The organism is Thermovirga sp., from assembly GCF_017656375.1.
In the GTDB taxonomy this organism is placed as follows: domain Bacteria; phylum Synergistota; class Synergistia; order Synergistales; family Thermovirgaceae; genus Thermovirga.
Window position 1 is genome coordinate 26,385 of sequence record NZ_JACDOB010000009.1, and the last position, 21,637, is coordinate 48,021.

A 21,637-nucleotide genomic window follows, 5' to 3' on the forward strand; every position below is an offset into this window, starting at 1 on the left:
TTCACCCGTCCCTTTCTTCTCTTTCTAATTCAGCCAGCTTTTTTATCTCTAAGATCAAGTCGTCAGGCAAATTTACGTTAGCTTCTCTGCATATATCCCAAAGCCTCATAAGGCAATTCATATATCTTTGTTCCATACTGGCAAAACCCAACAGATTCTCAAACTTTACAAGCCTCGTTTTGGCCCTGTTATATAAATCGTGAACTCCTTGGCGAGTCATATTAAGCAACTCTGCCGATTCTGCCAATGACAAATCCTCGCTTTGATGCATCTGGAAAGCAGCTCTTTGCTTTTCAGTTAAAAGAGGGGCATAAACGTCAAACAGCCTCTCCACTTTTATTCTTTCCTCAAGGTCACTCGTCGTCATACAACCTCCATCTCCTTATAGAACGGAGCGATTATACGCGGGAGACAATACCGTGTCAAGCAATACACCTTGACAGCAAAACATTTTTGTATTTTGTTCTCTGGATACCAAACATAAAAAGATGGGGGATATTACTCTCTTCCCCCATCCCTCTTACTTTTCAAACAAGACTAAAAACATCACATTCAGCTTAATGGTGATGATGGTGAGGATGTTCGTGGGAGTGCCCATCACCCTCTGTGCTCAATATTTTCTCCTCCAACTTCTCTAAAGAATTCCAAAGCAATTTCATAGATTTCTGTTTCTGCTCTATCACATGGGAAAGAGCATGCTTCACTTCATGATCATCAATCATATGCCATCTAGCTACCACATCGTTCATCAAATTGAGCTCTTCAGCCAAAGTCTCTCTCAATAACTCTGCAACAGACAAAGGGTCATCCACATGTTCATGCACATGGCCCACAGAATCCGGCGTAATAACTCTGCACATAAATATCCCTCCTGTACGCTTAATGCGAAGTAGATAACACTATTCGCTCAAAATATCACACATCGTTAATATACCTCAAAAGATTGAAAAGGCAAGCTGTTTTTGGAATAATGAAAATGTGTTTATAAAAATACAGAACACAATAGGGGGTAGTGTTCCAAATGAATCCTATGCAAGAGAAAAACAAATCAATATGGAAAGATGTGCACAAAAAACTAGGAGAATCAGTCGTAAAGGCCCTTAATGCGAAGGGATATAAAGCCTACTATTTCTCTTCTTCAGAAGAAGCAGCCAAAGAGATCGCCAACATGATCCCGCCTGGTTCTACGGTAGGAATTCCAGGCACTTGCACAGTAAGGGAGATGGGCCTCATAGAACTTCTGTCGGACAAAGGGTGCACAACACATCACCATTGGGATCCCAATCTGTCTCCTGAAGAAAGAAAAGCAAAATTTAAAGAAGAACTGATGAGTGATTACTACATAACCAGCACAAATGCCCTTACTATTGATGGGACTTTTGTCAATATAGACGGCACAGGAAACAGAATAGCTGGAATGGCTTGGGGAGCCAACAAACTGATCTTCGTTGTGGGCATAAATAAAATATGCCCTGATCTTGATAGCGCTCTTAAAAGAGTTCATAACGTGGCAACTCCTCCAAATGTCACTCGCCTTGGCGGCTATGATGTACCTTGCGCCAAGTTGGGCTACTGCGTAGATTGCAACAGCCCCAGCAGGGTATGCAGGGCCACTTTGATTCTAGAGCGGGCTCCTTTCGGAAGGGACATTTACGTCTTTCTCATCGGGGAAAACCTGGGCTACTAGTTTCCATCAATCAGATAATCAGAAACGGGAGGCAGATTATTTAGCCTCCCGTTTTATGTACTACACTATCTTGAAAGCATTTATTTTTTCCAAGCTTCAGGCATGAATAAAATCATGACCGTATATATTTCTAATCTGCCCAAAAGCATACAGAAAGAAAGAACCCATTTGCCTAATAGAGGAATGTGGGCATAGTTTTCTGCAGGTCCCACCGTCCCTAAGCCTGGGCCTATGTTACCTATAGTGGCAGCTACACTCGCTATAGACGTGAGAACATCTACACCTAAAGCGCTCATAACCAAAGCAGCAATGGCAAAAAGAGTTATATATAATATAAAAAAGGCGGTAATTGACCCAAGGACATCTCTCTCTACTACCTGACCTCCCGTCCTTACATGCAAAACAGCAGAAGGGTGCAATAGGCGCTTAAGTTCATTTCTAACATGTCTCAACAGCAACATTATTCTGAGGTTCTTGATTCCGCCACCAGTTGAACCTGCACATCCTCCAACAAACATCAAAAAAAGCAACATATACTGCACATAAAATGGCCATTTCTCGTAATCTGCAGTCACATAACCTGTAGTAGTCACAATGCTGACCACCTGGAAAGCTGCGTATCTTAAAGATTTTAATAAAGACCCATATGTACCGCTAATATAAAGAAAACTGGTAGCTGTAACTATAGCCAAAAAGGTGAGAATCGTATAAAAACGAAACTCCTCATCCTTCCACCAAGCTTTCAGGTTGCCCCTGAGCATCATATAATGCAGCGCAAAGTTAGCTCCGGCAAGGAACATAAATACAGTTATGACCCAATCAAAATACGGATTTTTGTACTGCCCGATGCTTCCATTGAGAGGAGAAAATCCCCCGGTTGCCATAGTTCCAAATGTGTGAGTCAAGGACTCGAAGAAATTCATCCCCCCCACCCACAAAAAAGCTACTTCGAGAGCAGAGAGAAACACATAAACGCCCCAAAGCAAAAGGGCCGTCTGTTGAATACGGGGGGTAAGTTTTTCAGGAACAGGCCCAGGGACTTCCGCCTTGTAAAGCTGCATTCCTCCAACACCCAAGAAAGGTAAAACAGCAAGACTTAAAACTATTATGCCCATACCACCCAACCAGTGGGTTAAATCACGCCAGAACAGAATACCTCTAGGGTTGGATTGTATATCAGTCAAAACAGAGGCTCCTGTAGTAGTAAAACCAGACATGGCCTCAAAAAAGGCGTCCGTAAATGTAGGTACCGTTCCATTGAAGAGGTAAGGCAAACCACCTATTATTGATGCTACAACCCACGAAAGGGTAACAGTAGCAAAAGCTTCCCTAACTTCTATATCTCGGATCTTAGCCTTTCGACTTATCAACAGAAGAGTCACGGAAACCGACAATCCGACCGCTATACTCTTAAAAAAGGGCAGCATGTCGGAAGACCCATCAACAAGAGTCCATCCAAGAGGCCAGAGCATAAACACAGATATTATGGCTGCCAAAACGCCTAGGACCCTCAGAATTACCATAAACCTCAAGAGACATTTACCCCCAAGATATTCAGTGCTTGTTGCATTTTATCCGATGATGCAAAAAGGACCACTTGATCTCCCTCTTCCAACTGAGTCTCCCCTGTAGGAACAAATACGTTACCCCGCCTAGAGACCAAAGCTACTAATACCCCTTTCGGTAATCCAGCTTCAGCTAGCACCACACCTAACACTTCACTATTTTTACCAACAGTCACCTCAAGTATTTCGGCATCTATTCTTTCAATTATAGACAATGCTCCGGCAGCAGAAGGATAAAGGACGTATCTCATTATAACTGAAGCCAAGGCCTGATTAGGGTTTACCATCGCATCAACAGGCAGATATTTATCTAATTTTTCAAAAAATCCCCTTCTTACAACGGCTATACTTTTATTTGCTCCCAAGGCCTTTCCTATCACGCCCATCAATATATTCCGTTCATCGTTCGCAGTAGTGGCGACAAATCCATCTATTCCCTCTATTCCTTCGCTCCTAAGCAGTTCTTCATCTGCTCCATCGCCTACAAGGACTATGGTCCTTTCTAGTTCCCTCGCAAGCTTATCGCACTTATCCTTGTCTTGATCTATAAGTCTAATATCCAGCTGGGGATATCTAGTTTCCAATCTTTTAGCAACACGAAAGCCTATTTTGCCGCCACCTACAATTATCACTTTCCTAAGTTTCCTGCTTTTCTGCCTTTTGAAAAGTTCTTCAAGTTCAGCCAACTGCCCTTTCAAGGTGATAACAAAACACAAATCCCCCGCTTGCAGTTCAGTTTCCCCAAAGGGGACAAATCCCCTTCCGTCCCTTTCAACGTACGCTATTAGAGCCATTATATTTGGATACTTCTCCCTCACATTTTTGAGGCTTTGGCCTATTAAGGGCGATTCATCGGAAACTCTAAAAGTGTAAAGTCCTGCCATCCCTCCAAAGAATTCAGCCGTATAGTCTGAGGCATTGACAGATAGAAGTTCTTCTATCTGCCTAGCTACTGATCGTTCAGGAGAGATCATGACATCGATACCCAAGTCTCGAGCCCATCCGGGGCTATCGGTATATTCTAGCCCCCTTGCCCTGGATATCACTCTAGAAACTCCGGCCCGCTTAGCTATCCAACAAGCCAAAATATTTACTTCATCGTGGTTAGTGCATGCAATTAAAATATCCACATCGCTTTTCGACTGTGCAATACCTGCTTTTTCCAATATAGGAGGTCGAGCCCCATTGCCTCTTACTACCATTACATCCAGCTCGTTTTCCACCTTTGAGGCTCGCATCTCATCTTTTTCCACTAATGTGACGTCATGGCCTTGTTGAGATAGGTTTTTTGCAACGTTATAACCCACCTCTCCGGCTCCTACAACGACCACTTTCAATGGCATCAACCCCTTTTATTTGTACCTATGAAAGCTTACACGTTTTTAGGCATTAGGAAAAGTGGTAAACTTACTTTCATAGAAGAGGAGGGATTCAGATGAGTAAAAGAGGCAAGGTCGCCTTTGTAGGCACCGGAGGAACCATCAGCATGACCTACAGCGATAGACAAGGTGGCCTTATCCCAACCGAATCAGCTGGCTCCATTTTAGAAGCAGTACCAGAAAACTATAAAGAAAACCTGGAAATAATTGATTGGGGTCACCAGCCTAGCAGTCATTACACGATAAGAATGACTGTCGATCTCGTACAGCTCCTCTATAAACTGGTACAGGACGGAATAAGTGGCATAGTTATAGCATGCGGCACAGACACTCTAGAGGAAATGGCCTACTTGACTGATCTTTTATGGCCATATCCTCAACCAATTATCTTCACAGGTGCTATGCTTCCCATCGGTACTCCCGGCTCTGAAGCCGCATCAAACCTAATCCAATCATTGACCGCGGCCTCTTGTGAGCGCCTGTGGGGAATGGGTGTTCTTACCTGTCTACAGGACCAATTATTCGCTGCGTCAGAGGTAGCTAAGGAAATAGGCCACAGAAAAGACGCATTCTACGCACCTGGCAGGGGACCTGTAGGGGAATTTGTTGACGGCCAAATTTACATTATTCGCAAGCCCAAACGCCCTCCATTCTTGGGACAAGACATCCACCCCGCTAGCAAAATAGCAGTCCTTTGGGCTACCTTGGGAGGCGGAGAAGAAACCCTTTCATGCCTTGCAGAAAATTGTGACCTGGACGGGTTAATACTAGCCGGTTTCGGTGCAGGCAACATATCCCCTTCGTGGATAAAGTACCTTAAACCTTTGCTAAAAAAAGGGCTCCCTATAGTTATCACATCTCGCTGCCACAAAGGGCACACCAGCATTCAATACGCTTATGAGGGAAGCACAAAGAAACTTCTTGAAATGGGGGTCTACGACGGAGGGTGGCTAAGACCTCACCAAGCAAGGTTGCGCTTAGCTGTAGCTTTAGGCGCTGGGCTGAAAGGTGAAAACCTACAAAAATACCTTAAGGACGAGCTTTAATGCTCGCCCTTAAGCTCCCAAAGCACTGGAGGCCATCCTTATAGCACTGGCAAAAACTGCTGCGGCTAAGATATAGCGTATCCATCTATTGCCCTTGTTCACTGCAAACCACGTCCCTACGTAGGCCCCACACATATTTCCTGCTGCTAGGGAAAAACCAATCACAAAATCCACCATGCCTTTAGAAGCAAAAAGAGCCAAGCTCACAGTGGTATAAGTTAAGACTATGGCTACTTTCAGGGCATTCGCTCTGACAAGGTCCTTTCCCAAGACTCCCACTAGAGCCCATATCAAAATAAACCCAACTCCTGCCTGAATAAAGCCTCCGTATACACCTATCAGAAAAAATATCGGGATCTTGGCCCACATAGGGAAATGCTTGTCCTTTTGAGTTTCCCACATCTTGGGTTTTAATATCAATAGAGCTGCCATTATCGAAATGATAACTGCTATTACCAACTTCAAAAATCTCTCATCAATGTTTATTACGATATAAGTACCCAATACAGCTCCTATCAGAGCTGGAAAGGCCAACGGCAGCGCCTCTTTTACATCTAGAACTCCCTTTTTTTTGAACCTGAAGGTCCCAACAGTATTCTGCAAAAGAATGGCAACCCTATTAGTGGCATTAGCCACAGCAGCATCTAAACCTAAAAAAACTAAAAAAGGCAAAGAAAGCAAACTTCCACCACCCGCAATAGTATTGATAAAACCTGCAACTATACCTACTAGAATTGTAAGAACTATAGTAAAAGAAGTCATTTTTTCACCTCACATTTATTTTGTTTTTGTTAATAGGACCACCTCTTTATTTCCCGCATTATTGTGCTAAAATATAACACATAATCCCCTATAGGAGGTGGGTATCATGCGTTATGCTGTCAGTTCTGACTGCATTTTCATAAGGCCAGGAGATGACGAAGAACTCCTTAGGTGCATCTCTACGGCCTGCGAAGAATATTCTATAGACTCTGCTGTAGTGGTAACGGGTCTAGGCATGTTAAAAGAAGTTACCTTCGGATGGTATACTGGAAATGATTACATCAAAGAAGATTTAACAGGCCCGTTCGAGCTCTCGTCTTTAAGCGGCAATGTAAGCATAAGAGGTGCTTCTCTTTATCCTCACTTGCACGCAGTCATAAACACATCCGACCATAGACCTTTCAGCGGCCATATATTACGCGCCATATGCTACCACAACCTTGAGATAACCTTGATGCCCCTTAATTCCATAAAGTTGCGAAGAGAACATAACGGCTGGTTTGAAGCCATAGTTCCAGAAAAAAGGTAAACTATAACTTAGCGTTTGGCTATATCCCTTACTTCAGCAGAAGTATACACAACCAGGTCTTTTGGCGCTACAGGAAAGTATGCAAATTCTGTTCCTGCTGCAGCCCATACAATGTCAAACTCCAATAGATCTTTGTCTAGTAACGTGGGGGGATGCTCATCATATCCTACAGGAGGCACTCCCCCCACTTCATAACCGAAGGTTTCCCTTATATAATCCGGGGATGCAAATTTAACCTTCTTGACGTTCAGGGCTTTCTTGACCTTCTTAAGGTCCACTTTGTTTACCCCAGACATCAAAGCCAATACAGCTCTCTGCTCCGTAATCAGGATCAAGCTCTTTAGAATCCTGCTCGGCTCAACTCCTATCGCCGAAGCAGCATCTTCTACAGTCTTTATGGTCATCTTGCTCTCCACAATTTGCCCCCTATATCCCAGTTCCCTTAATGATAGGCGAACCCTTTCCGTTGCATCTTGGATAACTTTACTCATTGTCACACTGCACCACCTCTTAAAACTTTGGCCTTATCAGCTTGTTTTATCAAGAAAACAAAATAAATAAAAGGGCTAAACACACATTAACACGCATTTAAAGCTTACAAAGCCATTTCCTTCATCCAACCAGCATCATACATAATATGCTTCTAGCATTATTACGGCTTAATATCGCAAAATCTTAATGGCTTGTTTCTGAATCAGCGATTTTCCTATTTTGTTAAAAACTGTGCATTTTTACTATATTGCTTTATAATAAGTTAAAAGAAAAGAAGGAGGTGGTATTTTGAGCACACCAGCTGAAGAAAAAATAAGCCGTTACGAATCTTTGCTACAAGAGATGTGGACAACCTCCGCACAGTACCTCGGTGCTTTTTCTGTAAAACTTTTAGTTGAAAGAGTAGCATGGGAAATCTCTCAAGACTACAAAGAGATGGAGCTCCTATATTTTGATGAAAATGGAATATCTTGTGCCGAAATCGCAAATGCAGTGAAAATAAACCCAGACATCCCAATTGACGATATGTTTATGAAATTTATTTCGAAATATGTAGAAATACTGGCAAGGTTGTTGGGCTATGAACAAACAAACAAAATAGCAAGCAAACTCAAAGAAGAATTCCCCGATTTCCCAATTGATCCAAAGGAGGAATAAATAATGAATAAATTAAGAACCGGCATCGAAGGGCTAGACAATATCACTGATGGCGGAATTCCTATGTATTCATTAAATATCATCTCAGGTGCACCCGGGAGTGGAAAGACAATATTCATTCAAAATATTATCTTTAACAGTGCAAAGCGCGGCCTTAAAACCTTATACCTCACCACCATATCCGAATCACAATTCAAAATGGTAAGACATCTACAAGAGTTCGATTTTTTCTCAGACGACTTTTTGGGAAATAATTTTGTTTACTGCGACTTGGGAGCCACACTGCGTAGAGATGGCGCCCAAAACGCCCTGAACTATCTTAACAGCATGATAAGGCAACATAAGCCTGACTTGCTTGTAATAGATAGCTTCAAGGCCATAAGGGATATCTTTTCCGATGAAAAGATCTTTAGGGCTTTCGTCTTTGAATTAGCTACTGCTTTATCTATATGGGAGGTTACTGTATTTCTAGTAGGGGAATATGAGGAAAAAGACGTGACTCTCTTGAGCGAATTTGCCATAGCTGACGGAATTTTCCATCTTTATGGGCAAGAGGAGCGGCGGTTCCAAAAGAGGTTTCTGCGCATATTGAAGATGCGGGGAACCAACTTCGAACAAGGAGAACACCTATTTCAAATTACTTCCGAGGGGATAAAAATATTCCCTCGCATGAAGCCAGAAGGTAAAGAACTTGCATATAAAGTTGCCACGTCAGATAAAAAAGAATTCGGCATAACAGGATTGGATGAAATGCTGGATGGTGGCCTAAAAGAAGGGACTGTTACACTTATTTCAGGAGGAACCGGCTCAGGCAAAACGTTGTTTGGCCTTAAATTTTTGCTAGAGGGAGCTAAAAAAGGCGAAAAGGGGTTGTTTATATCCTTTGAAGAGCCAGTTGACCAGCTGATTGAGAATGCAGATGAATTAGGATGGGATTTGAATAAATATATAACAAACGGTTTACTTGATATTAGATTTTATTCTCCAATTGAGCTAGATATAGATAAACATGGCTTTGATATATTAAACGTAATCAAAGACGAAAGAATAGATAGGATCGTCATAGACAGCATATCCTCTTTTGAAACTAGCGTAGCCAACCTGGAAAAGTACAAAGACTACTTATGGGCATTAACGCAAAACATTAAAAGGCAACGCACTACTGCCCTTTTCACTGTACTAAACGAGAGCCTCTTTTCTCCTGTAGTAATTACAAAAGCCCAAATCTCCCTAATATCAGACAATATAATCGTTCTAAGATATGTGGAAGATACCTCAAAAGTCAAAAAAGTTCTAGGTGTCCTGAAGGCACGAGGCGCGAACCATGATAAGGACCTTAGAGAGTATGAAATTACGTCAAATGGAATAAATATCCTTGGAAAGCTAGATAAAGCCGACATATTAAAGTGAGGTATTGGTGAATGCAAACTGATCTCTTGTTAAGCGTTTCACTACGATATTGGCAGGATTTTCAAGACACGCTGGCAGAAGTGGTGGACGCAAATATTTATGTATTTGACGCAAAGGGAAATATTTTTTCCAGTTTCAGCAAGGATGTGGCACCCTGCAAAAAGATAAACCAAGGCAACACATTGTCTAATGAGGAATGCATAAATTTCTATAAAGGCGCATTAGTGTCTTTAAAAGATAAGAATATCCTCACCTGCCCATACGGTAATAGACTGTATGTCTATCCATTGGGGAGTAGTGTACATAAAATAGGGTCCTTAGTTGTAGCTCCTAAAAACGGAAAAATTACGCCAGAAGGTGAAGGAGAAAAATCCTTTATAGCTAAGGCGAACAACATTAGCCAAACTGTTAACGAAGTCCTTAAAGCTATTCTCGAAAAAAACCTTTTGGGGTTACGCAGTCTCGAACTAAACAGCATCTACGAAATCAGCCGATTGATGACTTCAACAATAGAATTAGAAAAAGTCATAGATCTCATAACTAACTCCCTGATCATAATATATAGGGCTAATTTGGCTTTTGTTGGCCTTCGTGAAGATGACAAAATCAAAATAGCAAAAGCAAAGGGCAAAATGGGGGAGCTTTTGACAGGCAAAGAATTTTCCATGCTACATCCGTTAATGGAAAAAGTTTTCTCTAAAGTTGAACCCTCCTTTTTGAGTATGCAGGAATTGCAAAATTTTATTGATTTTTCCGATTTGAAGATGAGTCCAGAGGACAAAATCTTGCTTTATCCTCTATGGACTTCTGTTGGAAGCGTAGGGTTATTGGGTATAACTTTTCCGACAAATGCGATGTCAGGAGAAGAAATAAAAAACCTGCAAATTTACGTTAACTTCGCTGCTATATCGCTAGCTAATGCACGGCTTATCACTCGGTTAGAAAAAGAGGCAGAGACAGATTTTCTGACAGGACTCTATAACAAGCGAAGCATTATCAACTTGCTAATCAGCGAAAGAGAAAGGACTATTAGGTATAAAAACCCTCTAGCTGTTATTTTTATCGACATTGATGATTTCAAATCCTACAACGATGCCTTCGGCCATGTAGCCGGCGATGTAGTGTTACAAAGGTTAGCTGAAGTGATAAAAAATTCTATAAGGAAAATCGACATTGCAGGGCGCTATGGAGGCGAGGAGTTTGTGCTTATCCTTCCCGGCACACAGGAAGAAGGAGCCCTTGCAGTTGCAGAAAGAATACGAAAATCTATAGCGCAACACCCCTTCCCACATCGCAATATCACCGTAAGCTCTGGTGTAACAATGGCACAAGAAGGAGACTCTGCACATTCTTTACTGGAAAGGGCAGACAGGGCCTTGTACAAAGCCAAGCGCCAAGGGAAAAATTGTAGCTGTTTGATATAGCAACTTAACAATAACCTGGACAAGTGTCATGTCAAAGGAGAGATATAGGTTGGACAACGAGACTAAAAACACTAATTTGGAGCATAATTTCAATTTAGGCCAAAATGACCTTCGCTTATTAAGGGTCCTTAGATCTAGTCTTGATTTGGCTCTCTCCAAAGGCCAGGAGCAAAACACAAAAATGCTAAGTAAACTCATTCAACTAGGACAGCAAGCCTCTTCCAGTTTAGAGGTTGATACTATCATTAAAACCTCGCTGGAGAATATACTTGAAATCGTAGATAGCAAATGGTGTGCCATTGGGCTTCTTGATGAGGAAACCGGAAAGATTGTATTAAGAGAAAACATAAAACAAGATGGGAAATCTCAATTTTGCTCCACGGAAATACCTGCAGAAGAAGATTGTGTACGCAAAGTAATGAAAAATGGAAGCCCGCTTACAATAACAAATATAGCCGATTCTAGTTTAAGTTGCTCCCTAATGTCGAAATGTCTCGGTTACCTTGATTGCAACGATACTGGGGCAATAATCCCCATCAAAGGAAGAACCAAAACACTAGGTATACTTGTAACATATTATTCATCTGCTATGATCTCAAATAAGATTAATTATTTATCTATCATAGCAAATCAAATTGGCTTAGCTATTGAAAATGCCCAGCTTTATGAATCCCTACAGAGGCAGTACGTGAGCGTAGTAAACGCTTTGGCAGCAACATTAGAGGCAAAGGACGCATACACAAAGGGCCACTCATTGCGCGTAGCAACATGGTCAAGAGCAGTAGCTAAAGAAATGGGGCTCTCTGATAAACAGCAAGAAATGATCTACGTTGGAGGCCTTTTGCATGACATAGGGAAGGTGGGCGTAAGTGAACGAATATTGTTGAAGGGCGACAAGCTCACGGCAGAGGAAAAAGAAGCAATACAAAAACATCCCCTAATAGGGGCAAAAATTTTGGAACCAGGTAACTTACCAGAAGATATAATTAAAGCAGTTATGTACCACCATGAGAATTATGACGGGAGCGGTTATCCTGAAGGCCTCACCGGCGAGGAAATACCCGTATTAGCTCGCATTATCAATGTAGTAGATGCTTACGATGCGATGACATCTGATAGGCCCTATCGTAGTTCTTATACCCAGAATTGGGCAACAGAAGAACTGGACCGCAATGCAGGCAAACAGTTCGACCCCACAGTTATAGAAGCATTCAAAAAATTAATTAGCCGAGGCGAACTGGGATTCTCCTTGTGAAGCCAAGCGGAAGCATACTAGCTAGAATTGTAAATGAAACTCTTATCTTTGAGAGCGCTGGGGACAATTGTCACAAACAGGCTTTTCACCGGTTTCTATAAACTCTTTAAAATGCTCTAACCATCGCGGGGAGCCGTACTGGCAATGAGCTAGAAATTTTATGAAACTGACAACCCTTTCTCTGCATGCAGGCGTAATATAATGTTCAAAGCGGCATGCATTTGTTTTGGCTTCATCAATGTCCAAATTCAATATCTTTTCAAAAAAATCCATCAAAATCTTCTCTCTATTAATCAGCACCTCAGCCAAAGCTTTCCCCTCATCGCTAAGAGAAACGTATCCATAACTTCCCTGAATGACCAAACCTGCTTCCTTAAGCCCCGAAAGGCTTCCTACTACCGTTGGGGATTTGACTCCTAAAGCCTGTGCCAAGTCTTTCACTCTTACTACCTTGTTTTCTTTCTCCAATTTATATATTGTTTTAAGGTAGTCTTCGTTTCTTGCAGTTAGTCGTTCCATATTAGCTTCACCTATCTTTGTTAGTTTTTATAAAACAAAGTATGACCGTAAACATTTTATTAGTCAAGGAGGCTTATATGTATAACTCTGTTTATTTGGCCCAGCTCGCCACCTCGGCATGTATTCAAGAAGTAATGACCTCACCAAAGCCTGGCTTAGTCGACAGGCTTGGCCCTGGAGCCCATAAAGACATGGATTTCACAACTTTTTTACTGAGTGCCTTAACCCTTGCTCCCTTCTGGCAAGAACAGGCAAATGTTGGACTTTCTGGCGTTGCCCCTCACAATGCTCTGCCGTATCTTAGAGGTATAGGGAAAGCCATGGAGTCAGCTATGCTGAAAGCCACCGATGGTATTAACACCCACAAAGGCCTAATTTTTGCCCTCTCTCTTCTGGTGTACGCTGCGGGATATATTATCCATTTGAAGAAACCTATTGACCCAAAGCTTTGCACATCCTTCGCATCTCAAGTAGTTCAAGGATGCTGTAAAAAAGAGCTTGAAGTGCTTAGGGAATCGTTACCCAATAGGCCTCTGACAAATGGAGAGAAACTGTTTCTTAATTATGGTTTGACTGGAATCAGGGGAGAAGCAGAACAGGGCTTCCCTACAGTAATAAACTGGGGACTGCCCGCACTGAGGTATGCCTTATCCACTGGAGCTTCATTGAATGATAGCGCCCTTTACGCTCTCTTTCGTATAATGAAAAGCTGCGAAGACACTAATGTGGTCTCTAGAACAAGCTATTATTTCTGGTCTAATATATATTCAAAATATGTCGACAAACTTCTAAAGCTGCCTATCCCCTTCTCCAAAAAAGATAGGCAGCTGATTAAACAAGTCGATAAAATATTCAGCCAACAAGGAGTTAGCCCTGGAGGAGCCGCAGACCTGCTAAGCTGTACGCTATTCCTTTACTGGGTGGAATCCAGGCCTTCTCTTCCCTATCATCCACAGTAAGAATATAATATCCTTGCTGTAGAGAACGAACATGGAGGATAAAAGTTGAGTTTAGGATTAAGAATAAAAACAATGAGAAAAGCCAGAGGTTTTACACAACAAAAATTAGCAGAGATGGTGGGAGTAAGCAGAACGTACATACAAACACTGGAGAGCAATAGACGCCTTCCATCAATGAAGCTCCTCCAAAATCTAGCCCGAGCTTTAGATGTAAATCTCTCTGACTTAGTTTCTGACAACCAAAACAAAAAACTTATACGTGCTCAGTTAGAAGAATATTTAGACTATAGATCTGAGATGGAAGTCTGGTATAAGGACATAAAGCTTACAAGGTATGAACTTGATTTGATAAAAAAGCTAATTGAAACAGTCTTGGACTATACCCAAAAAAGCAATATTAATAACTCTAATTAGCCAAGCTGTACAAAGGAGATGAAACATTGAAAAAACTGCCTTTTTTTATACCCATGCAATCATGTCCCAATAGATGTATTTACTGCAACCAATGGGCCATTACAGGACAGTCAAACGGTCTAACTGCAGAAAAGGTGCTCGCAAAAATAGAAAAGACTGACCAGCCTGTAGAAATATGCTTTTTTGGGGGAAGCTTCACCTGTCTTCCTCAAAAAATCCGCACAAGCTTGCTTGAAGCTGCAGCACGAGCTCCAAAGGGTAGCCGCATAAGAATGTCTACCCACCCTTTATGCATCACTGAGGAAATAATAGATGAACTAAAACAATATAACGTTGGTGCAGTAGAATTAGGCGTATCTTCGTTGGACGACGAAGTACTTGCCTTCTGCAAAAGAGGCTACACCTCCGAAATAGCTCTAGAAAAACTTAAAGCTCTTCTATCTGCGGGCTTCGTGGTAGGAGCTCAATTGATGACAGGCTTGCCCTACCAACAAACAGAAAGCACCATAAACGACTTGAAAAAACTTAGCAAAATAAAAGGTCCCTCTTCAATGCAAATAAGACTTTACCCTTGTTTAGTCTTTCCTGGCACAGAACTGTTCTCCTTATGGGAAAAAGGAAGCTATACTCCTCTAACTGAAGAGCTTTGCATAAAACAAACAGCTCAAGTGCTCTTTCATGCTGAAAACATGGGATTCGAAATCCTTCGAATAGGATTACACGAAACTGATTCTTTAAGAGGAACAGTCAAAGCTGGACCAGCTCATCCAGCTTTGGGTGAACTGGTACGCTCTGAGGCCCTCATAGAAAAGCTAATCAAAACAAACCCCAAAGGCCCATGGATTGTTTCGACAAGGCACCGTTCTCTCTTAAGCGGTCATTCAAGAAGAGGCATAACTGTTTTGGCTAACAAGACCGGACTGACAGAATCTGAATTATTCAAAAGAATTATCTGGTGGTAACAACGCCAAAAAGAAATTTCCCACAGGGGGTTTGTACTTAGGCTATGTTTAGAATTTCTAAAATACAAGTTGATATGGGCACCGAAAGCACAGGCAAAGCCCTACTTAAACTGGCCATTCCCTCGGTGCTTTCAATGTTTTTCCATACGCTGTTTCACTTAATTGACACTATTTTCGTGTCATGGCTAGGGGAAATATCTCTAGCAGCAATGTCCTTATCCTTTCCTCTTTTGTTCGTAATTTTTGCCGTAGTTAACGGAATGGCCGTAGGAACTACAACATGCGCAACAAGAGAACTTGGGGCAAACAATACGGCAAAAGCACAAACCTTTGCTAACGCAGCCCTTTTGCTTATTCTAGGGCTATCTCTACTACCCATTCCTCTTTTGACCCCAGATTTATCTAATAAATTCTACTTCATATTGGGTGGAAAAGGTGCAGTATTACCCGAATGCTACGCTTATTCATCCTGGATGATCCTAGGGGCCCCCTTGATGGGGCTTGCTCTGCTCGGGGAATCCCTTTTCAGGAGCCAGGGCGACACATTCACCCCTATGATGAGCATGCTTATAGGCAACCTACTGAATATTCTATTGGACCCAATACTTATTTTTGGCTTAAAGTGGGGAATAGCTGGAGCGTCAATTGCTACCTTCATCGGAAGAATAGTTTCTTTAGCTTACTTGGCCTATAAACTGAAAAAGGAAGCTCGCCTCAGACCCACACTTAGGTTCGATAAATCTTTCCCTAAATATTGGAAGGACATATCTATCGTCGGCTTCCCCGTTGCCCTATCCCAAACCAGTATGGCAATAGGAGCAGCCTTAATGAATAAAATCCTTTCTCTCTTCGGTCCAGCAGCTATAAGTGCCTGGATGCTAGGCAATAGAATAGAAATGTTCGCTTTCCTCCCTGTATTCGGGCTCAATTCTGGATTGATACCCTTTCTGAGTTACAACATAGGAAAAGGAAATTTCCAGAAGGTAAAAGAAGCTGTGATGTTAGCATCAAAGGCTGCAGTAGTTCTAATGCTCTCAATCGGGCTTTTACTCTTCAGTTTCCCCCAAGTTTTCCTACTTCCCTTCTCTCCAACCCCACAAATGGCTTCTATGGCCATAGACTCTGTAAGAGCATCTGCAACAGGTTATATCTTTGCCGCAATAGATATAACCTTATGGGGCCTTTTTCAAGGAAGTGGTTATGCATACTTTGGCATGATCTCTCAGCTAGCCAGAACCTTACTTTTTAGAGCTCCTTTAGGTTATTTAATGGGCATATATTTTGGCATAAAAATTCTCTGGTGGTGCCAGCCCATATCTGCATTAGGCTCTCTTCTTTTGTCATTACTATTCGCAAAGAAAGTGCTAAATTTAATCCAAGGAAATATAAACTCAAAAGCATAGGTTGTTGACTATAGTTTCTATTCAATTTATACTGGAAAGCAGATTTTGTAAACAATTGTTTATTTATCAGCAACATGAGGAGTGTAATATATGGAACCCAAAGATTTACAAGAACTGCTACGGGAAAAAATGGACGGCATGCCTAAAAAGGCAAAAAGGGTAGTAGAATACCTGCTTTCCAATATGAGAGAAGCTGCTTTCAAGTCTATAGGGGAGGTAGCCGACGAACTCGCTGTGTCAAAGGCACAACTTGTAAGGGTAGCCAGGATGCTTGGTTTCGAAGGCTATTCTGACCTGAAAGAAGTATTGCAGCAGGCCATCCTTGAGCAGGTAAACCCTGCGGTCATGCTTACCAAAGTCCTTAAAAACCGCCACGACCTTCCCAACCAGATGCTTCAAGTGGAACATGCCAACCTGGAAGGGACGTGGAAGCAGTTAGAGCCTGAAAAAGTTAGCGCCTTTTGCGATATTATAAGCAACTCCGTTATAACCTATTGCATGGGGTGGGGCATATCCTCATTGGTTGCTGAGTCTCTTTATATGAGGCTTAGAGTAATGGGCATACGTTCCATCTTGCTGAAAAGGTCAAGCCTAACCTTGCAAGAGCAAACGCGTTCCGTTGGTCCAGATGATGCTGTGGTAGTATGCGAACTTCCCAGTTTCGTCCTTGAAGTTACAGAATCAGTAGTGTTAGCTAAAGAGCAGGGATCTAAAATTATAACGATAACGGACAGTCCCGCTGCTCCAATATGCAAATATTCCGACTTGCAGTTCTTCGTGAGCGCAGCAAGCCCTATGTTTGGAAGCAGCATTTTAGGCCCCCTGTTTCTAGTACACTTGCTATCTTCTGTCCTCGCGGTAAACATGGGAGAAAAAGTGCAATCAGCATTAGAAAAACAGGCCCAATTTTTACACGATGAGAGGATATTCCACCCCGTCTTTGGACTCAAATACACCTAATAAGCTAAAGGGGGAAGACCAGAACTTTCTAGCCTTCCCCCTAGCAAAAATCTCATCAGCTCGTTAACCTCAAATTTCTAAAGTCTCCCCGACTGCTAGAACCTTAACATCCGCAAGGGTCGATGCTTTCTTCGCAAAAACTTCAGGGGACGCTTTTATGACTTCAAAAGTGTTATAGTGCATGGGAACTACAATACGAGGTCTTATAAAGCTAACAGCCCTAACTGCATCATCGATATCCATGGTATAATTCCCACCTATTGGCAAAAGGGCCACATCAACTTTTTCCTCTTCTAGCAACTTCATCTCATATGTAAGGCCCGTATCACCTGCGTGATATATTTTCTTGCCTTCAACTTCTATTAAGAAACCTCCGGGTGTACCGCCGTATAGCATGGTATCGCCTTCTTGGATTCCAGAACCATGCCATGCTGGGGTCATTCGTACCTTTCCAAAGGGAAAGGTAAAGGTTCCTCCAACCTGCATAAAATGGCACTTAACTCCCTTTTTTGCCAAGTAGTGGCAGATTTCAACGTTAGATACCACAGTAGCCCCACTTTTTTGGGCAATTTCAATGGTATCTCCTATATGGTCACCATGTCCGTGGGTTACAAAAATATAATTTCTGTCATAAAAAGAGGAAAGTGGGACGTTTAATACGCCACTACCCGTTATAAAGGGGTCAATAAGCCCCTTCAGGCCTTCTCCATCAACCGCAAAAGCCGCATGCCCCAAAAATCTGATGCTTACCACAAATATCCCCCCCTTTTACATCTTCAATAGAAACTTTTATCTTCTTTATCGCCCCTTACAGATGGTTCCCATAATCTCTATCTCTGCCTGCGAATAATGGCCAGATTCGTGAATCCTAAGCCCCTTCAAGGTTACCTCCAACGTACGGCCACCTTGCAATAATAATCTTACATCTTTATTTTTATTTTGTTCGTACCAAGCCTTCATATCATGCGTCTCTTCCCAACCTTGCATCACTAAGTGACCCTCTACCATGTTATTGTCAAGCAAAGTAAGGGCATATCTCCAAGGTCTGTAATGAGCCTGCTCGATAATTACTCCCCTTCCTTCAACTAACAAACATCTGCACCGTCCTTCGCTTCCTCTTTTAATTTTATGAACAATTCCTCAAGCTGGCTCTCTTCTACATCTGAAGGTGCTCCAGTCATAAGGCACTGTCCTCTCTGAGTCTTTGGAAAGGCTATAACTTCACGTATGGATTTCTTCTTGCCAAGTAACATCACTAGCCTGTCCAACCCCAAAGCTATACCCCCATGAGGAGGCGTACCATAGGATAACGCTTCAAGAAGAAATCCAAATCGTTCTTTTGCTTTCTCCGGAGTTATGGAAAGTGCCTCAAATAACATCCTTTGGACACCTGCATCATGGATTCTTATAGAACCCCCACCTATCTCATTTCCATTCAAAACTATATCGTACGCCCTTGATCGCACCTTTCCAGGATCTTTTGGCAAAAGCTCTAGATCTTCGTTTTTAGGAGCTGTAAATGGATGGTGAATAGAAACCCATCGCCCTTCTTCCTCGTCCCACTCCAACAAGGGGAAATCTGTCACCCACAGGACCTTCCAACTGTCTTCCTCTATTAAACCTAGCCTATTAGCCACTTTTATCCTAATTTGCCCAAGAATCTCGCAAGCTTTCTTAAAATCTGTATCTGCCACTATCAACAATAAATCTCCATCTTTCATATGGAGCTGCTCTACCAAATTGTGTTTTTCTTCGTCGCTGAGCTTCTTAGCCAGGGGCCCTTTCATGTTCTGCTCTTTAAAAGGACATGGAACCATACCTTTCGCTCCCAATTCTTTTGCATAGTCTTCCAGCTCAGCCAATTCTTTCCGCGAAAGTTCTCCTCCACCCGGAACCAAAAGCCCTCTTATGGTTCCACCACCCTCTAGGACCTTAACAAAAGGAACAAAGGAAGTGCTAGAGAAAATCGGGGTTAAGTCTTTTATTTCCAGAGGGATTCTTAAATCTGGCTTATCTGAGCCAAAACGCTCTATAGCTTCCTTATAGGAAAGCCTCACAAATGGCCTTTCCAAGGCCACACCTATCACCGCCTCAAAAAGGCCAACCAAATATTCTTCTATCAATTCTATTACGTCCTCTTCCGTTATAAAGCTCATCTCTATGTCTATCTGAGTGAACTCTGGTTGCCTGTCTGCTCTCAAATCTTCATCTCTGAAGCACTTGGCAATTTGGTAGTACCTGTCCACCCCACCCACCATGAGTATCTGCTTGAAAAGTTGTGGTGACTGGGGCAGTGCATAAAATTTCCCCGGCGCTAGCCTGCTTGGAACAAGAAAATCCCTGGCCCCTTCGGGAGTTGACTTTGTAAGCATAGGTGTTTCTACCTCTATAAACCCTCTAGCACCAAGGAAATTTCTGGTAAAGGACGCAACAGCACTTCTCAAGCGCAGGGCCTCCTGCATTTGAGATCGCCTTATGTCGAGATAACGATATTGAAGTCGCAAATTTTCGTAAACTTTATCAGTATCCCACAAATCGAAGGGGGGTAGCTCTGCAGACGAAAGTATCACCATCTCTTCTGCTATTACTTCCCACTCTCCAGTCTCCAGAGAAGGGTTCTCTGTGCCCTCAGGCCTTCTTCGTACTTTCCCTTTTATTGCCACAACATATTCACTTCTTAGAGATTTGGCTTCTTCATGAAGATTAGGGTCTTCCTCGGGGTTGAAAACTACCTGAACCAGCCCTGTGTGATCCCATAACTCTATGAATATTAGCCCTCCAAGGTCCCTTCTCCTTCTCACCCAACCGTTAAGGACTATGTTTTCTCCCTCATCAGTTCCTCTCACGTGCCCACAATATTTTGTACGTCTCCATCTTTCCTCAAAAATGCCTTCTTTCATACATATTTCCTCCCGACGTTCTTTGCTATTCCGTTAATTTCTTCTTTATAAACGTTACAGCTTCCTCTTTTGGCACTTCAACCTGTTCGCCAGTTACCATATCCTTTATGGAAATCTTCTTAGCTTTTATTTCTTCTTCGCCTAAAATACAAACACAAGCTGCCCCCAGCTGATTTGCTAGCTTCATCTGGCCTTTAAAGCTTTTTCCATTGAAATCCATATCTGAAGATATTCCTTCTATTCTAAACTCCTGCATCAACTTCAAGGCTTCCTTGCGTTCAAAGTCACCTAAAGCAACTACGAACACTTCAAGGGAAGGTTCTTTCCCAAAAGAGCAACCTTGCTGCTCCATAGTAAGAACTATCCTTTCTAATCCCGCAGCAAAACCCACTCCAGGAGTATGCTTGCCTCCTATTGCCTCCGCAAGGTTGTCATATCTTCCTCCACCACATACAGCATTTTGTGCTCCTAAATCACCTGAAATAACCTCATAAGCTGTTTTAGTATAGTAATCCAAACCCCTCACAAGCCGATTATCTATGGAATAATGCAACCCCAAAACATCAAGCCCTACCTTCAATCCTTCAAAATGCTCCTTACATTCGGGACATAGATAGCTTATCGTCTTTGGAGCATTTTCTGTTATGGCTCTACAGGTGGGATTCTTACAATCCAATATACGGAGAGGATTTCTGTTATATCTACTCCTGCATGTAGGGCACAACTCTTCTAAATGAGGCTCTAAAAACTTTTGCAGCGCTTCTTTGTGAACAGGCCTGCATACCGGGCACCCCACAGAATTGATAACCACATCCAAACCTCGCATTCCAAGCCTTTTAAATAACTCCACAGATAGGGCTATTACCTCCACATCCACGTAGGGGTCCTGTGAACCTATAGCCTCAAAATCCAACTGCCAAAACTGGCGATAACGCCCTTTTTGAGGCCTTTCATAACGAAACATGGGCCCAGCGCTCCACAATTTTACCGGCTGCGGCCTCTGATCCATCCTGTTTTCCAGATAAGACCTAACCATTGAAGCAGATAGCTCTGGGCGCAAGGTCAAGCTTCTGCCTCCCCTGTCCTCAAAAATGTACATCTCTTTTTCTACTACGTCGGTGGTACTACCCACACCTCTTGCAAAAAGCTCTGTCTGCTCAAAGATGGGGAGATGGACTTCCTTATAATTGAAATCCTGCGCCACCTCTGATGCAGTCTTAAGCACAAAAGCCCATTTCCACGACTCTTCCGGAAGGATATCTCTCACACCACGAGGAGCCTTAATGCTCACCATAAAAAAACCCCCTTAAATCT

The 21,637-nt window shown here is 42.4% G+C and carries 23 protein-coding genes; 12 read left to right on the forward strand and 11 right to left on the reverse strand.

Features of this window, described 5'->3' with window-relative positions; genetic code table 11:
• Position 1 precedes the first annotated feature (1 nt).
• On the reverse strand, positions 2 to 367 hold the full coding sequence (locus H0Z23_RS04495; RefSeq protein ID WP_296867776.1) for a sigma factor-like helix-turn-helix DNA-binding protein: 366 nt from the start codon (positions 365 to 367) through the stop codon (positions 2 to 4).
• 190 nt (positions 368 to 557) lie between these two features.
• Entirely contained in the window at positions 558 to 860 is a 303-nt protein-coding gene (locus H0Z23_RS04500) for a hypothetical protein (protein WP_296867777.1), read from the reverse strand.
• Positions 861 to 1,021: 161 nt separating this feature from the next.
• On the opposite strand from H0Z23_RS04500, the gene H0Z23_RS04505 reads away from it, so the two are divergent.
• A complete protein-coding gene (locus H0Z23_RS04505; protein ID WP_296867778.1) occupies positions 1,022 to 1,687 on the forward strand; it encodes a lactate utilization protein in 666 nt (221 codons plus the stop codon).
• Positions 1,688 to 1,767: 80 nt separating this feature from the next.
• Here H0Z23_RS04505 and H0Z23_RS04510 read toward each other — a convergent pair whose 3' ends face one another.
• Complete coding sequence (locus H0Z23_RS04510) at positions 1,768 to 3,219, reverse strand: TrkH family potassium uptake protein (protein WP_296867779.1); 1,452 nt, start codon at positions 3,217 to 3,219, stop codon at positions 1,768 to 1,770.
• Positions 3,216 to 4,583, reverse strand: a complete 1,368-nt coding sequence (trkA, locus tag H0Z23_RS04515; protein WP_366928871.1) for a Trk system potassium transporter TrkA — start codon at positions 4,581 to 4,583, stop codon at positions 3,216 to 3,218. The genes H0Z23_RS04510 and trkA overlap by 4 nt, the downstream gene beginning before the upstream one ends.
• Before the next feature lie 104 nt (positions 4,584 to 4,687).
• Here trkA and H0Z23_RS04520 point away from each other — a divergent pair, with 104 nt between their 5' ends.
• On the forward strand, positions 4,688 to 5,677 hold the full coding sequence (locus tag H0Z23_RS04520; protein ID WP_296867781.1) for an asparaginase: 990 nt from the start codon (positions 4,688 to 4,690) through the stop codon (positions 5,675 to 5,677).
• Positions 5,678 to 5,686: 9 nt separating this feature from the next.
• Here H0Z23_RS04520 and H0Z23_RS04525 read toward each other — a convergent pair whose 3' ends face one another.
• Positions 5,687 to 6,439, reverse strand: a complete 753-nt coding sequence (locus tag H0Z23_RS04525) for a sulfite exporter TauE/SafE family protein (protein ID WP_296867782.1) — start codon at positions 6,437 to 6,439, stop codon at positions 5,687 to 5,689.
• Between the two features lie 106 nt (positions 6,440 to 6,545).
• On the opposite strand from H0Z23_RS04525, the gene H0Z23_RS04530 reads away from it, so the two are divergent.
• Positions 6,546 to 6,968 (forward strand): DUF296 domain-containing protein, encoded by a 423-nt coding sequence (locus tag H0Z23_RS04530; RefSeq protein WP_296867783.1) that lies wholly within the window; start codon positions 6,546 to 6,548, stop codon positions 6,966 to 6,968.
• A gap of 8 nt (positions 6,969 to 6,976) precedes the next feature.
• Here the strand turns inward: H0Z23_RS04530 and H0Z23_RS04535 are convergent, their stop codons facing one another.
• Positions 6,977 to 7,459: a YbaK/EbsC family protein gene (locus tag H0Z23_RS04535; RefSeq protein WP_296867784.1), complete on the reverse strand. Its 483-nt coding sequence runs from the start codon at positions 7,457 to 7,459 to the stop codon at positions 6,977 to 6,979.
• 289 nt (positions 7,460 to 7,748) lie between these two features.
• Here H0Z23_RS04535 and H0Z23_RS04540 point away from each other — a divergent pair, with 289 nt between their 5' ends.
• Genes H0Z23_RS04540 through H0Z23_RS04555 form a run of 4 tightly spaced genes read left to right on the forward strand, consistent with a single transcriptional unit; the run spans position 7,749 to position 12,206 of the window.
• Positions 7,749 to 8,117 (forward strand): hypothetical protein, encoded by a 369-nt coding sequence (locus tag H0Z23_RS04540; protein WP_296867785.1) that lies wholly within the window; start codon positions 7,749 to 7,751, stop codon positions 8,115 to 8,117.
• A 3-nt stretch (positions 8,118 to 8,120) separates the two neighbouring features.
• Positions 8,121 to 9,527: an ATPase domain-containing protein gene (locus H0Z23_RS04545; protein WP_296867786.1), complete on the forward strand. Its 1,407-nt coding sequence runs from the start codon at positions 8,121 to 8,123 to the stop codon at positions 9,525 to 9,527.
• 11 nt (positions 9,528 to 9,538) lie between these two features.
• Entirely contained in the window at positions 9,539 to 10,951 is a 1,413-nt protein-coding gene (locus H0Z23_RS04550; RefSeq protein WP_296867787.1) for a GGDEF domain-containing protein, read from the forward strand.
• 49 nt (positions 10,952 to 11,000) lie between these two features.
• Positions 11,001 to 12,206: an HD domain-containing phosphohydrolase gene (locus H0Z23_RS04555; RefSeq protein WP_296867788.1), complete on the forward strand. Its 1,206-nt coding sequence runs from the start codon at positions 11,001 to 11,003 to the stop codon at positions 12,204 to 12,206.
• A 42-nt stretch (positions 12,207 to 12,248) separates the two neighbouring features.
• Here H0Z23_RS04555 and H0Z23_RS04560 read toward each other — a convergent pair whose 3' ends face one another.
• A complete protein-coding gene (locus tag H0Z23_RS04560; RefSeq protein WP_296867789.1) occupies positions 12,249 to 12,725 on the reverse strand; it encodes a metal-dependent transcriptional regulator in 477 nt (158 codons plus the stop codon).
• 77 nt (positions 12,726 to 12,802) lie between these two features.
• Here H0Z23_RS04560 and H0Z23_RS04565 point away from each other — a divergent pair, with 77 nt between their 5' ends.
• The 5 genes from H0Z23_RS04565 (at position 12,803) to H0Z23_RS04585 (ending at position 17,423) form a co-directional block, all read left to right on the forward strand.
• Positions 12,803 to 13,684, forward strand: a complete 882-nt coding sequence (locus tag H0Z23_RS04565) for a triphosphoribosyl-dephospho-CoA synthase (RefSeq protein ID WP_296867790.1) — start codon at positions 12,803 to 12,805, stop codon at positions 13,682 to 13,684.
• A gap of 45 nt (positions 13,685 to 13,729) precedes the next feature.
• Entirely contained in the window at positions 13,730 to 14,098 is a 369-nt protein-coding gene (locus tag H0Z23_RS04570; protein WP_296867791.1) for a helix-turn-helix transcriptional regulator, read from the forward strand.
• Positions 14,099 to 14,124: 26 nt separating this feature from the next.
• The gene (locus H0Z23_RS04575) at positions 14,125 to 15,060 is read left to right on the forward strand and encodes a radical SAM protein (protein WP_296867792.1); all 936 of its coding nucleotides are present in this window, start codon (positions 14,125 to 14,127) and stop codon (positions 15,058 to 15,060) included.
• 44 nt (positions 15,061 to 15,104) lie between these two features.
• Positions 15,105 to 16,463 (forward strand): MATE family efflux transporter, encoded by a 1,359-nt coding sequence (locus tag H0Z23_RS04580; RefSeq protein WP_296867793.1) that lies wholly within the window; start codon positions 15,105 to 15,107, stop codon positions 16,461 to 16,463.
• A gap of 90 nt (positions 16,464 to 16,553) precedes the next feature.
• Positions 16,554 to 17,423, forward strand: a complete 870-nt coding sequence (locus tag H0Z23_RS04585) for a MurR/RpiR family transcriptional regulator (RefSeq protein WP_296867794.1) — start codon at positions 16,554 to 16,556, stop codon at positions 17,421 to 17,423.
• A 69-nt stretch (positions 17,424 to 17,492) separates the two neighbouring features.
• Here H0Z23_RS04585 and H0Z23_RS04590 read toward each other — a convergent pair whose 3' ends face one another.
• Genes H0Z23_RS04590 through hisS form a run of 4 tightly spaced genes read right to left on the reverse strand, consistent with a single transcriptional unit; the run spans position 17,493 to position 21,617 of the window.
• On the reverse strand, positions 17,493 to 18,176 hold the full coding sequence (locus H0Z23_RS04590; RefSeq protein WP_296867795.1) for a metal-dependent hydrolase: 684 nt from the start codon (positions 18,174 to 18,176) through the stop codon (positions 17,493 to 17,495).
• 45 nt (positions 18,177 to 18,221) lie between these two features.
• On the reverse strand, positions 18,222 to 18,515 hold the full coding sequence (locus H0Z23_RS04595; RefSeq protein ID WP_296867796.1) for a hypothetical protein: 294 nt from the start codon (positions 18,513 to 18,515) through the stop codon (positions 18,222 to 18,224).
• A complete protein-coding gene (gene aspS / locus H0Z23_RS04600) occupies positions 18,509 to 20,323 on the reverse strand; it encodes an aspartate--tRNA ligase (RefSeq protein WP_296867797.1) in 1,815 nt (604 codons plus the stop codon). Before aspS ends, H0Z23_RS04595 begins: the two co-directional genes overlap by 7 nt.
• A gap of 25 nt (positions 20,324 to 20,348) precedes the next feature.
• Positions 20,349 to 21,617: a histidine--tRNA ligase gene (gene hisS / locus H0Z23_RS04605; protein ID WP_296867798.1), complete on the reverse strand. Its 1,269-nt coding sequence runs from the start codon at positions 21,615 to 21,617 to the stop codon at positions 20,349 to 20,351.
• Positions 21,618 to 21,637 lie beyond the last annotated feature (20 nt).